At 27.8% G+C, this 11,686-nt stretch carries 14 protein-coding genes; all 14 read left to right on the top strand.

Features of this window, described 5'->3' with window-relative positions; genetic code table 11:
* Positions 1-7 precede the first annotated feature (7 nt).
* Positions 8-1,261 (top strand): biotin/lipoyl attachment domain-containing protein, encoded by a 1,254-nt coding sequence (locus tag HGPB_RS04195; protein WP_019132446.1) that lies wholly within the window; start codon positions 8-10, stop codon positions 1,259-1,261.
* Positions 1,262-1,269: 8 nt separating this feature from the next.
* Positions 1,270-1,956 (top strand): YggS family pyridoxal phosphate-dependent enzyme, encoded by a 687-nt coding sequence (locus tag HGPB_RS04190; protein WP_019132445.1) that lies wholly within the window; start codon positions 1,270-1,272, stop codon positions 1,954-1,956.
* Between the two features lie 13 nt (positions 1,957-1,969).
* The gene (locus HGPB_RS04185; RefSeq protein WP_019132444.1) at positions 1,970-2,413 is read left to right on the top strand and encodes a cell division protein SepF; all 444 of its coding nucleotides are present in this window, start codon (positions 1,970-1,972) and stop codon (positions 2,411-2,413) included.
* The gene (locus HGPB_RS04180) at positions 2,413-3,183 is read left to right on the top strand and encodes a YlmH family RNA-binding protein (RefSeq protein ID WP_019132443.1); all 771 of its coding nucleotides are present in this window, start codon (positions 2,413-2,415) and stop codon (positions 3,181-3,183) included. The genes HGPB_RS04185 and HGPB_RS04180 overlap by 1 nt, the downstream gene beginning before the upstream one ends.
* A 22-nt stretch (positions 3,184-3,205) precedes the next feature.
* Positions 3,206-3,673: a signal peptidase II gene (lspA, locus tag HGPB_RS04175; protein ID WP_019132442.1), complete on the top strand. Its 468-nt coding sequence runs from the start codon at positions 3,206-3,208 to the stop codon at positions 3,671-3,673.
* Positions 3,670-4,554: an RluA family pseudouridine synthase gene (locus HGPB_RS04170; RefSeq protein ID WP_019132441.1), complete on the top strand. Its 885-nt coding sequence runs from the start codon at positions 3,670-3,672 to the stop codon at positions 4,552-4,554. Before lspA ends, HGPB_RS04170 begins: the two co-directional genes overlap by 4 nt.
* The gene (gene pyrR, locus HGPB_RS04165) at positions 4,551-5,066 is read left to right on the top strand and encodes a bifunctional pyr operon transcriptional regulator/uracil phosphoribosyltransferase PyrR (RefSeq protein ID WP_019132440.1); all 516 of its coding nucleotides are present in this window, start codon (positions 4,551-4,553) and stop codon (positions 5,064-5,066) included. The genes HGPB_RS04170 and pyrR overlap by 4 nt, the downstream gene beginning before the upstream one ends.
* Positions 5,067-5,185: 119 nt before the next feature.
* Positions 5,186-5,644, top strand: a complete 459-nt coding sequence (locus tag HGPB_RS04160; RefSeq protein WP_019132439.1) for a ribosome maturation factor RimP — start codon at positions 5,186-5,188, stop codon at positions 5,642-5,644.
* 12 nt (positions 5,645-5,656) lie between these two features.
* On the top strand, positions 5,657-6,898 hold the full coding sequence (gene nusA, locus HGPB_RS04155) for a transcription termination factor NusA (RefSeq protein WP_019132438.1): 1,242 nt from the start codon (positions 5,657-5,659) through the stop codon (positions 6,896-6,898).
* 43 nt (positions 6,899-6,941) lie between these two features.
* A complete protein-coding gene (gene rnpM / locus HGPB_RS04150) occupies positions 6,942-7,211 on the top strand; it encodes an RNase P modulator RnpM (RefSeq protein WP_019132437.1) in 270 nt (89 codons plus the stop codon).
* Positions 7,212-7,236: 25 nt separating this feature from the next.
* Complete coding sequence (gene infB, locus HGPB_RS04145) at positions 7,237-9,477, top strand: translation initiation factor IF-2 (RefSeq protein ID WP_019132436.1); 2,241 nt, start codon at positions 7,237-7,239, stop codon at positions 9,475-9,477.
* 23 nt (positions 9,478-9,500) lie between these two features.
* The gene (gene rbfA, locus HGPB_RS04140; protein WP_019132435.1) at positions 9,501-9,860 is read left to right on the top strand and encodes a 30S ribosome-binding factor RbfA; all 360 of its coding nucleotides are present in this window, start codon (positions 9,501-9,503) and stop codon (positions 9,858-9,860) included.
* Complete coding sequence (locus tag HGPB_RS04135; protein WP_019132434.1) at positions 9,841-10,818, top strand: DHH family phosphoesterase; 978 nt, start codon at positions 9,841-9,843, stop codon at positions 10,816-10,818. Before rbfA ends, HGPB_RS04135 begins: the two co-directional genes overlap by 20 nt.
* Entirely contained in the window at positions 10,796-11,686 is an 891-nt protein-coding gene (gene truB / locus HGPB_RS04130) for a tRNA pseudouridine(55) synthase TruB (RefSeq protein WP_019132433.1), read from the top strand. Before HGPB_RS04135 ends, truB begins: the two co-directional genes overlap by 23 nt.

Below are 11,686 nucleotides of genomic sequence, written 5' to 3'. Positions count from 1 at the left end.
GGTATCTTTGAAAGCTAAGAGAAAAATTAAAAAAAAGAGAAACACTAAAAATATGCTTATTTTTGCTATAATCGCTATAGTAATATTTTTTTTCTTAATAAGATCTCTTACTGGTCGTATTTATAAGAATTATAAAACCACATTTCCTATATATACTAGCTATGTTGACGAAAAAACTTATAAGGGTGTAAATATTTTAAATGAAAAAGTTTATACAGCTAAAGGTGAAGGAATTGTAATATATAGTGCAAGTGAAGGACAAAAGGTTCCGGCTAATTTTGAAATAGCAAGCATTAATTTGATGAATGATACATCTGAATTAAAAGATGAGCTGGCAAAAGTTAATGCTGCTATAGCTTACAAAACTGATGGCGATAAAAAAGAAGAAAGCAAAGTTGAAGATATAAGCTTAAAAGATCTACAAGATAATATAAAAAAGAATAATTTGTCAGCTGCTATATCAGATATAAATAATTTAGACTTATCTTCAAATAAAAATATTGCATGGTCTGAATTAACGGAGCTAATGGATTATTCTTTAGATGCTTTAAACGCAAAAAGAGATGAATTAACTGAACAAATAAATAAAAGTAATATAGTTTATAAAAGTGATACATCTTCTATAGTTTCTTTTCTAATTGATGGTTTTGAAAATAAATATTCATTAGATAAAATTGATAAGATGGATTACTCATATTTTACTAAAAATTCCGAGCCACTTAATAGACAGTCAAAAACTAAGGTCAACAAAGGAGATAAGCTATTTAAGTTAATAGATAATATAAATTATAATGTAGCAATACTTGTAAAAGATAATGATGATTTGAAAAAAATAAAAGATAATGATTATTTACTTTTAAAATTTAAGGACGATAAAGTTAGGGCAAAAGTACTTACAATTAATGAGTCAGATAAGGGAAGTGTTGTCATAGTAAATCTCGATAGGTTTTTTGATCAAGTTTATAAGCAAAGAGTAAATGATTTTGACATTGTTTATAAAGATCAAAAGTGCTATGAAATTCCTAAGTCTGCAATTATAAAAAGAGATAATATTTTTGGAGTTTATATACAGGAAATACACGGCTTGGTTAGGTTTGTTCCTATAAAAGTAATTAAACCACTTGAAAAAACTAGTTATGTATCAAAAGGAGATAGGTCTTCATATATAGAAATTGATAACAAAAAATATAAAACAATTTCATTAAATGATCCTATCATTATAAACCCTAAGCAAGTTGAACAATCAGAAATATTGAATTAAGGAGCAATATGTCTTTAAAAGATAATTTAGAAGAAGTATTAGAAGAAATAGAAGAAACTCGTTTACATAGTTTAACTGGTGAAAAAGTAAATTTAATAGCAGTTTCTAAAAACCATCCAGTAGAAAAAATAAATGAATTATCACAATATGGATGCTTAAACTTTGGTGAAAATAAAGTTCAAGAAATTGTTGATAAAATTCCCTTATCAAAAAATAATATAAAGTATCATATGATTGGAAATTTACAATCAAATAAGGTAAAATATATCTATGATAAAGTAGTTTTAATCCAATCTATTGATAGATTAAAACTAGTAAAAGAAATAAATAAAAGAGCTAAGAAAGATGATATTTTTGTAGATATTTTAATTCAGGTTAATATTTCAAAAGAAGAGCAAAAAGGTGGGGTAAATATTGAAGACACTTTAGACTTTCTTGAAAATTGCCTTGATTATAAAAATGTTGCGATTAAAGGATTAATGGGAATTGCAGCTAACACAAAAAATCAGAATGAAATTAGGACTTCATTTAGAAATTTATTTAAATTAAAAGAAGATATTATTAATAGAAACTATGAAAATGTTTCTATGGATTACCTTTCTATGGGGATGAGTGGAGATTACAAAATAGCCATAGAAGAGGGTTCAAATATGGTAAGGATAGGTACAAAAATTTTCGGTAAGAGAGAATATTAGTAGGAGGATTAATATGGCAGATTTTATGGATAAGATGAAAAATATTTTTGGTTTTTCCGATTATGATGAAGATGAGTATGGATATATTGAAGATGATATCTATGAAAATGAAGATGAAAGACAAGATGAAACACCTGCAAGAGCCACAAAGGTAAAAAAAGTTTCCAATAGACTAAGTGCAGCTGATATGATAATTTCAGTTCATGAACCACTATCATATGAAGAATCACCTAAGATAGTTGATGATTTAAGAGCTAATAAATCAATCGTGCTTAATTTTGAACAATTAGACTTAGATGTTAAAAGGCAAATATTTGATTTTGTAAGTGGTGCTTTATATGCATTGGATGGTAATATTCAAAAAGTAAATAAAGATATATTTATATTAGCGCCAGAAAATGTCGCAATAGATGGCTTAAAGGAAGAACTTAAAAACACAGGGATGTTTCCTTGGTAATGAGTTTCAACTTAGATAATCTAATTAGCCATATTAATGATGATAAAAAGATTATTTTAGCAAGAAGAATTCTAGACAAAATAAGGATAGTAGAAAAAAATCATACCATAGAAACGACTGATTTTTTAGATCCTTATGAAGTTAGAATTGCAAAGTCTATATTAAACAGTTTTGATAATATTTCTTACCAAGTAGATGGTGGATATAAAGAAGCTGAAAGAAAAATTATATATATTTATCCAAGTTATTTATACCAAATAGAAAAAGATGAAGTAAAATATCTTAGCTACAATAAAAATGACAATATAAGACATAAAGATGTTTTAGGTTCAATTCTTGGACTTGGAATAGAAAGAGAAATAGTTGGAGATATCATAATATCTGAGGATTATATTTATATATTTGTTAAAAAACATATTTATGATTTTATAAAATATAATTTAGATAAAATTTCAAAATATAATACAAGTTATGCTAATGTAGAACTAAATATACCAAAAAAAGTATTTAATAAAAGAAAGATAGTTGTATCCTCTTTAAGATTAGATACTTTTTTGTCTTCTAGCCTAAATTTATCTAGAAGTGATGTCAATAAAATTATAAAAGCTGGCCATGTAAAAGTTAACTTTAAGCTTGAAGATAAGACATCAATAACTTTAGAAGAAAAAGATCTTATTTCTGTTAAAAAATATGGCAGAATTTATTTTGATGAAATTTTATCAACTACTAAAAAAGGTAAGTATTTGATAAGTATAAAAATTCCAAAGTAAAATTGGAATGTTTGGAGGTTAAATGAGCGTACTAATTTTTACAGCTATTTTAGTTTTGATAGACCAAATGTCAAAATACTTAGTTGTCGAATTTTTAAAAGACCAACCACCAATTGTTGTCATAGAGGATGTACTTAATTTCTTCTATGTTGAAAATAGAGGAGCTGCATTTGGAATAATGCAGGATATGAGGTTGTTTTTTATAGTAATCACAATCGTTATAGTTTTAGCGATACTTTTTATACTGTTTAAAAATTATAAAAACAACTCTCTACTTTTTAATATATCTTTAGCTTTGATCCTAGGAGGAGCTATTGGAAATTTTATAGATAGATTTAGGTTACACTATGTTGTGGACTTTATATCATTTAGGATTTTTGGATATGATTTTGCTGTTTTTAATTTAGCAGATGTCTTTATAGTTGTTGGAACCATATTATTGGCAATAATGATATTACTTTATGAAAATCCTAAAAGAGGTAATAAATGAAAGAACTTATAGCTGATTTAAATAATCAAAGATTAGATCTTTACCTGCTTGATAAAATATCTTTATCTCGATCACAAATTAAAAGAAAAATTGACAATGGCGAAATATTAGTAAATAAAAATAAAGTAAAAGCCGGATATAATATTGAGCTAGGAGATATTATATCAATTGAAGAAGATAAAGAAATTAAACTTGAGAAAGAAGACATAGATTTTAAAATACTTTATGAGGATGATCATCTTGCTATAATATCAAAACCTCAAGATTTAGTTGTACACCCTGGAGCAGGCAATCCTAATAATACTCTTGTCAATGGTTTACTATATAAATTTGATAATCTAGCAAAAGGATCAGATGAACTCAGACCTGGTATAGTTCATAGACTTGATAAAGATACAAGCGGTTTAATGATAATTGCAAAATCTGATGAAGCTTATTCTAAACTAGTAAAAATGTTTAAGAATAGAAAGATAAAAAAAACGTATTTAGCAATAGTTTATGGTAAACTTGATGACTTTGGTGTAATCGATGCTCCAATCGGAAGAGACAGGAAAAATAGGAAAAAATTTTGTGTAACTAATCATAATTCGAAAAGAGCAATATCAAAATATAAATTATTAAAAAATTTTGATAATTACTCTTTAGTTAAAATTAATCTTATAACTGGAAGGACTCATCAAATTAGAGTACATTTTTCTTACATTAAACATCCTATAATAGGAGACCCTGTTTATGGATATAAAAATAAATTCAATATTGACAAGCAGTTATTACATTCTTATATTTTAGAATTTAAACATCCTATAAGTGGTCAAGAAATGAAATTTGAAGATGATTTTCCTCCTAGATTTAAGAAATTTATAGATAGGTTTGAAAAATGAAAAATTTAATTATGGATTCCATGGCAATGAATAGATCTATTCAAAGAATTGCCTATGAAATAATAGAAAAAAATAAAGGGACTGAGAATTTAATAATAGTTGGAGTAGTTAGGCGAGGGGAAAATATAGCACAAAGACTTGCCGAAAAAATATCACAGCTTGAAAAAACTGTTGATGTATATTCTATAGATATAACAAATTTTAGGGATGATAATAAAGAAAAAAATTTAGTAGAAAATTATAAAATTAATATTCCAATTGATGATAAAAAAATAATTATAGTTGATGATGTTTTTCATACGGGAAGGACTATTAGGGCTGCTCTCGATGCAATTTGTACTTCTGGCAGACCGAGAAATGTACAATTAGCTACTTTAATTGATAGGGGTCACAGAGAGTTTCCTATTAGACCGGACTATGTTGGCAAGAATCTTCCAACATCACTTGATGAGAATGTAATTGTTCATATAAAAGAAATAGATGGGGAAGATGAGGTTTATATAGAAAAATAATAAAAAGTCTTAAATCATTGTTATATTGATTTTTGTGCTTATTATGATATAATGAATATGTTATAAAGAAGTTGAAAGGAGTGGGTTATCCCACTCTTGTTTTTTTGAGGAGGTGTGTTTTGAATTCAAATATATTAAAAGATAAGATATATAATATTTCGGATAAAGCTACAAAAGAGCTTGGATATGAACTTGTTGATATTGAATTAAATAAGAGTTCTAAAATATTATCAATAATTATATATATTTATTCAAAAGATGGAGTAGATTTTGATGACTGTAAAGTAATGAGTAAAAAAATAGAAGATGATATTGATAAACTTGATATTGATGAATCTTATTATCTAGAAGTTTCTTCTCCTGGTTTAGACAGACCACTTAAAAATCAAGACGACTATAGAAGAAATTTAGGTAATGAAGTTGAAGTAAGTTTATATGCTGCAATAGCTGGAAAGAAAAAGTTTATAGGTAATCTGGATAACTATGATGAAAACAATGTTACTCTTGATGTAGATGGTGAAAGAGTTGAAATACCTATTAAGTCAATTTCTATTATGAGACAATCTATAAAATTTTAATGGGGGATAAATATGAATGAAGAACTAATTGGTGTTATAGATTTATTAGCTAAAACAAAAAGAATATCTAAGGATGTTTTATTTGAAGCTCTTGAATCTGCACTTATCTCTAGTTATAGAAAAAACTATGGAACTTCACAAAATGTAAAAGTATCTATTGATAGAGAAACTGGTAAAATAAATTTTTATTCGCAAAAAGAAGTTGTTGAGGATGATAATTTATTTGATGATAATTTAGAAATAAGCTTAACAGAAGCTAAAAAAATAGATTCAAAAATTAATGTTGGAGATATTCTAACAGAAGAAATTGTACCAGCTGATTTTAGTAGAATTGCTGCTCAAACAGCTAGACAAGTTGTAGTTCAAAGAATAAAAGATGCTGAAAGAGAAGTAATCTATAGTGACTTCCGAGACAGAGAAAATGAGATCATAACAGGTCAAGTCCAAAGAGTTTCTTATGGATCAATATACTTTGATTTGGGTGAGACAGAGGCTGTACTTCCTCCTTCAGAACAAGTTAAGTCAAAAACATACAAGCAAGGAGATAGATTAAAACTTCTTTTACTTCAAGTAAAGAAAACTACTAAAGGACCACAGGTTATATTATCTAGATCCCATCCTAATCTTGTAAAAAGACTGTTTGAACTAGAAGTTCCAGAGATCTCTGAAGGTATAGTTGAAATTTATTCTATAGCTAGAGAAGCTGGATCTAGAACAAAAATAGCTGTATTTTCTAGAGATGAAGAAGTTGATCCTTTAGGAGCCTGTGTTGGATATAAGGGATCAAGAGTTAAAGCAATTGTTGATGAACTAGATGATGAAAAAATCGATATAGTTATATATGACAAGAAAATCGAAAAATTTATAGCAAATGCACTTAGTCCTGCAAATGTAGAAAAAGTTTTTATTAATGAAAAAGAAAAATCAGCCCTAGTTATAGTTCCAGATCTTCAATTATCTTTAGCTATAGGTAAGGAAGGACAAAATGCAAGGCTCGCTGCTAAGTTAACAAATTGGAAGATAGACATTAAATCTAATGAACAATTTGAAAATTATCTAGAAGAAGAGGGTTTAAGTGAAGAAGAATTAGCTGAAAGCTTCAGTAGGTTTTCTGATTTTACTAAAGAAGATGAATTAGAGGACGAATCTATTGATGATAACTTCAATATAGATAAAGAAGATTCTTATAATATCGACGAAGTTCATGAAGATAATGATATAGAAAGAACTGAAGATGACTTATTTACTAATTAAATTAATTATAAATATTTAGTACTACATTAACTTGAGGTGTAATATGTCAAAAGTTAGGAAAATTCCTATGAGAAAGTGCCTTGGTTGTGGAGAAAACAAGGCAAAAAAAGATTTAATTAGAATAGTAAAAAATAAAGAAAATGAAATATTTTTTGATGAGACAGGAAAGCAAAACGGCAGAGGTGCTTATATATGTTTTAATGAGAAATGTTTAGAGAAAGCTTTTAAGACAAAAGCTTTAAATAGGACATTTAAAATGGAGATTAGTGATGAAATTTATGCACAATTAAAAGAATCTATTAACAAACAATAGCACCCAATAATAGGGAGGTGTTCTAATGTCAAAAATTAGAGTACATGCATTGGCAAAGGAAATCGGAATAAGTAGTAAAGAATTAATAGCTAAGCTTAATGAACTGAACATTGATGTTAAAAACCACATGTCAAATATCGTAGATGATGATATTGATAGGGTTCGAAATATCTATATGAAAAAAAGTGAAGCTAGCAATAAAAAAACTGAAGGAGAAAAAAATATAAAATCTGATATCAAAAATTCAGTTAAAGAAAAAAAGGAACAAAAAAGTATAGATAATACGAAAAACAATAATAAAAAAGAAAATAAAAATAATAAAAATATAGATAAAAAGAATAAAAATTCAGATAAACAAAATAATAAAAAAGAAAATAAAAATAATAAAAATAATCACAGTAATAAAAGCAATAACAAAAATAATAAAAGAAACAATATTCCTGATTTAACTAAAAAACAAGCAAAGAAGAAAGTTAAAAGGAATAAAAATACTAAAGAAGAAGATAAAATTATCTCAATAAGCCTACCTATTACTGTAAAAGAATTTTCTGAATCTATTGATGTTCCAGTAGCACAAGTAATAACAAAATTAATTGGTTTGGGAGTAATGGCTAGCCAAAATCAAGAAATCGATAAAGATACTTGTATTCTACTTGCTGATGATTTAAATAAAGAAGTTGAGATTAAGGATAAAGCAGAAGAGTTATCAATTGAAGATTATTATAATCTTGATTTTGAAGACAAGGAAAGAGATCTCAAACCACGTCCACCAGTTGTTACAGTTATGGGACACGTTGACCATGGTAAAACTTCGTTGCTAGACTGTATAAAAAAATCACATATTCAAGGTTCAGAAGCTGGGGGAATCACTCAACATATTGGTGCTTATACCGTAAGAGTTAATAATAAAAAAGTTACTTTTTTAGATACTCCAGGACACGAAGCTTTTACTTCAATGAGATTAAGAGGTGCTTTAATCACAGATATAGCTATATTAGTTGTAGCTGCTGATGATGGAGTTATGCCTCAAACAATAGAAGCTATTTCACATGCTAAATCAGCTGGTGTTCCTATAATTGTTGCTATAAATAAAATAGATAAAGGTAGAGAAAATATTGATAGAATAAAACAAGAACTTCTTGAAAATGGTCTAATGTCAGAAGACTGGGGTGGGGACACAATAATGGTAGGTGTTTCTGCAAAAACAAAAGAAGGAATAGATGAACTTCTTGAAATGGTACTTCTTGTTGCTGAAATGCAAGAATTAAAAGCTAATCCTAATAGAAAAGCAATAGGAACAGTTGTAGATGCAAGATTAGACACTGGAAAAGGCCCAGTGGCAACAGTATTAGTTCAAAAAGGTACTTTAAAATTTGGAGACTATGTTGTTTCAGGAGTTTCTAGCGGTCGTATAAGGGCTATGACAGACGATAAGAACAGACCTGTTAAAAGTGTTGGTCCATCTATGCCAGCAGTAATTTTAGGCTTATCTGATGTGCCAAACGCAGGTGATACAATATATGCAATAGAAGATGAAAAATTAGCTAGAACAATTGCTGATAAAAATAGAGAAGAAATTAGAGAATCTAAAATAAGCTCTACTTCAAAAGTTTCATTGGATAACCTTTTTGACAGAATAAAAGAAGGAGAAATGAAAGAACTAAACATCGTTGTTAAAGGGGATGTTAAGGGTTCCGTAGAAGCTTTAAATCAATCACTTATGAAATTGGACAATGATGAGGTTAAAATAAGTATTGTTCATAGTGGAGTAGGTGGAATTAATGAATCTGATATTACTTTAGCCTCTGCTTCAAATGCGATTGTAATAGGATTTAATGTAAGGCCAAATATTAATGCTTTAGAACTTGCAAAGTCTGAAGATGTTGATGTTAGAACATATAGGGTTATTTACGATATTATTAATGATGTTGAAGCTGCTGTAAATGGTATGCTAGAACCTGATATAGTTGAAGAAATTCAAGGAAGATGTGAAGTTAGACAAACATTTAAATTACCTGGAAATACAATAGTTGCAGGTGTTTATGTAGTAAATGGAAAAATTCCTAGAAACTCAATGATTAAAGTTCTAAGAGATGATGTTGTAATACACGAAGGTGAAATTGCATCACTAAAGAGATTTAAAGACGATGTTAGGGAGCTAGCTACAGGATTTGAAGGTGGGCTTGCTATAAATAACTTTAATGACATTAAAGAAGGAGACTTACTAGAAAGTTATATACTAAAGGAAGTTAAAAAAGACCTTTAATAGATATAAAATGTGGTGATTTGATGAATAAAAAAAGGGTACAACAGATTTCAGAAGAAGTAAGAAGATCTGTTTCAGATATAATAAATCATAAATTAAAAGATCCGAGAATACCTCAAATTATTAGTATAGTTCATGTTGATGTTACAAATGACCTATCATATGCTAAAATATATTATTCTATTTTAGGCGATACTGAAAAAAGAGATGAAACTCAGGATGCTCTGGAAAGTTCAAAGGGATTTATAAAAAGAGAATTAGCAAGATCTGTTAAACTTAGAGCTATGCCAGAGTTAATATTCGAATATGATGATAGTCTTGATATATCTTACAAAATCTCTAAATTAATTGATGAGGTAAAAAATGATAATAAATCAAATTAATCAAGAAATTAAAAATTCAAAAAATATTTGCATAGCTTCTCATTTAAATCCTGACGGGGATAATTTAGGATCTATTTTGGGACTTTATAAATTATTGGTTAATCAATCGAAAAATGTAAGTCTTATTATAGACGATGAAGTTCCAGATAATTTGAAATTTTTGCCAAACTTAGACAAGTCAATAAAAAGCAGTGAAATAAAAGCAAATCCTGATCTTTTTATTGTTCTTGATTGTGCAGATATTGGAAGAGTTTCAAAGGGTGTAAGAGAAATATTTGAAAGAACAAAATCTACAATAAATATAGATCATCATATAACAAATACTAAATTTGCAGATATTAATCTAGTTGATACTAAATCACCAGCTACAGGCGAGTTATTATTTACTTTACTTGATAATCTTGATTATGAACTGGATAAAGAAATAGCAACTTGCTTGTATGCTGCAATTTCAAGTGATACTGGAAGTTTTAAGTATGATTCAACAAGAAAAGAAACTTTCATGGCAGCAGCCAAGCTTCTTGAATATGGAATAAATGTAAATGATATTGCAGTTAATCTGTATCAAAAAAGATCTATTGGGAAAACTAAATTATTAATGGATGCAATGTATACTCTTGAATTTTATGAAAATAACAAAATAGCATTGGTTTATGTTGATGATGAAATGATAAAGAATGCTAATGCTAAAAAAATGGACTCTGAAGGAATAGTCGAATTTATAAGAGATATTGATGATGTTGAGATAGCTTTGTTTATGAAAATAAAACAAAAAAGCATAAAATTATCCATAAGAACAAAGTCATATGCCAATGCTATAAATATAGCGGAAAAATTCGATGGTGGCGGTCATATAAGAGCTGCTGGAGCTAGTATGAAATTAGATTTTGAAAATCAAAAAAAATTATTAATAAAATATGCTATGGATGAATTAAATGAACGGAATAATAGTAATTAATAAGCCTAAGGATTATACTTCTCACGATGTAGTAAATGTATTAAGAAAAACTGCAAATATGAAAAGAATAGGCCATACGGGAACCTTAGACCCAATAGCCCGGGGAGTTTTGGTAGTATGTCTTGGTAAAGCAACCAAAATTTCTGAATATTTACTCTCAAGCGATAAAGAATACATAGCAGATATTAAATTTGGCTATGAAACAGATAGCTTAGATGTAAGTGGTGAAACTGTAAAAATAACAGATAGAATCCCTGAAAGATTTGAATTAATTAAAGCTTTAGATGAATTTAAAGGAGAAATTAATCAGATTCCACCCATGTATTCTGCTTTAAAGTATAAGGGTAAAAAATTGTATGAATATGCTAGAGAAGGTAAATTTTTAGATCTTAAAGCTAGAAAAGTTAATATAAAAAGCTTAGATCTTATTGAACAAATTGATAAAGACTTATATAGAATTAAAATAGAGTGTTCATCCGGAACTTATATTAGAAGTCTTATAAGAGATCTAGCATATGAATTATCAAGCTACGCTACAATGCAAGAACTCATAAGAACGAGATCTAGTAAGTTTGATTTAAGCATGGCTTATGACATAGACTATATAAAAAGTATTGATAAATATAAATTAGAAGACCTTTTAATTCCAATAGATGATGCTTTATCAGATATGAGAAGTTATGAAGTTGCTGACTTTTTTTACAAAGGAATTACTAATGGTAGAATCTATAAAGCTGATCCTGATAATTCAATTATTAATCAAGATTTAAAAATATATTGTAAAAATGAATTTATTGGGATAGGTTCTTATGTGGAAAAAAATGATATCAAAGGAATAAAAATAAAAAAAATGCTAAAAGGGGATTAA

Source organism: Peptoniphilus obesi ph1 (genome assembly GCF_000311865.1).
GTDB lineage: Bacteria > Bacillota > Clostridia > Tissierellales > Peptoniphilaceae > Peptoniphilus_E > Peptoniphilus_E obesi.
The sequence above is the reverse complement of the archived record's forward strand: the minus strand, read 5'-3'. Positions and strand labels throughout refer to the sequence as shown.